Raw genomic sequence first — 1534 nt, 5'->3', positions numbered from 1 at the left:
AATGGTCTAATCCCATTTGATTACATCATGGTTTGCCTTGATGAACTGTGTAAACCAGAACCCAATATCGATAGCTTGTTACCCTGGAATTTTAAACAGTAGGTGTGGTTCGCTAGACGGTTACAGAACAACAGTCAGATAGCTATTTACTGCCCTATAAGACGCAATTTGTTGTCGTTGGTAAAGCGTATCTTGCGGCCATTGGCCTTGATGTGATAACCGATGAGCAATGGCTAGACATTAATCGCGATTTGGTTGCCAGCTACCCAAGTACGACTTGGGATCAAATCGCGACGGTGCGACTGCGGCGTTTGTCAGACGAAGGCTAATTACACTAAATGAAGCTGTTATGACGGCTATGGAAATCAAGCCATAGTCGCTACAGTAAACAGTGCATTAGCACGCAAGCAGAAAAACTTCACCCTGGCTGGAACCGTTAGTCCCAGATAGTTGCTATTCAAATATCATTAAACGCTTTGATGAATGGTTTAGCATGTTGGTGAAATCTAATATGTCCTGCTGCACTTAACGCCATTTTTTTCTGCCTAAAGGGTTTCATGATATACCCCCAGTTAGCACTCTTAGAAAAATAGATAACAAAGTCAATTCCAGCGTTACCCCATTTATTTTCTACGTGGAAATTCTCATCATTTGTTTCAACCGTCTTGATTTGAATACGATAATAATTAAATCCATCACTGATAAGTAAATCGGTCTTCATATCATGATCAATAACGGGAGTAAAAACTTCCCAACCATCATATGTAAACCAACTAACAGCTAAGGTTTCGAAAGAGGTATTTTTATAATATTTAGTTGCAGGTGCGGTTCTTTTAATATTTTTGACAGGCATAATTTATCCAATATTAAATTGCTGCCGCATGCCAGACAATGGCTTTCTGTATGCAAACCGGCTACTCCTTAATGAAGAAAGCCCCAATTGATTATCACAATACAACCTAATGGTTTGTATCAAATAGAAGGGCTGCCCGCCCTGCTTTTCAACCTTATGAGTCGGGTGTGGCTAGAAGACCCACGACTTTAGTGGCCGCAAGCAATAATTCCAAATAATCACTAATAATCTCTTGTTTGCATCCCCGCCCCTAAAAAATGCCATAAATTAACAGTCTGGCAATTCTCGTAATCAGTTGGCCTCGACACGAGGATTTTTCAGGATTTCAGCCAACTTCTTTTTAAATTGCTGCCGAACTGTATCACCCAGTTTTTCTAAAGTAATAGTTAGCTAAGTTAGGTGGCTTTACGGACACCAAACGCACTGGTGTAGCGAGCTGGTCAACGATTTGGGAAGGCTGTGACACATTGCAGGCGCAAGTGTTTGGCTATCGGTCAGTTAAAGAAATGTTGGCTGCAGGTAAGGTGCTATAAGATCTGTTCAAGAGATAGGAAGTAGTCAATACGAGACTACTCCATAATTTGATGATCCACACTTCCCTTGTTCGATAAATCGCACTGATTCAAAATCCTGATGTGGGCCAGTGAACCGATTACAACTAAATATGAGCTTTACCATGAA

At 40.8% G+C, this 1534-nt stretch carries 1 protein-coding gene; it reads right to left on the bottom strand.

The window, feature by feature from the left end; all coding sequences use genetic code 11:
- Positions 1 to 457 precede the first annotated feature (457 nt).
- Positions 458 to 853, bottom strand: a complete 396-nt coding sequence (locus H5202_RS22350) for a hypothetical protein (protein ID WP_182773959.1) — start codon at positions 851 to 853, stop codon at positions 458 to 460.
- Between the last annotated feature and the right edge of the window lie 681 nt (positions 854 to 1534).

The sequence above is a fragment of the Shewanella sp. SG41-4 genome, from assembly GCF_014164505.1.
Classification (GTDB): Bacteria; Pseudomonadota; Gammaproteobacteria; order Enterobacterales; family Shewanellaceae; genus Shewanella.
The sequence above is the reverse complement of the archived record's forward strand: the minus strand, read 5'-3'. Positions and strand labels throughout refer to the sequence as shown.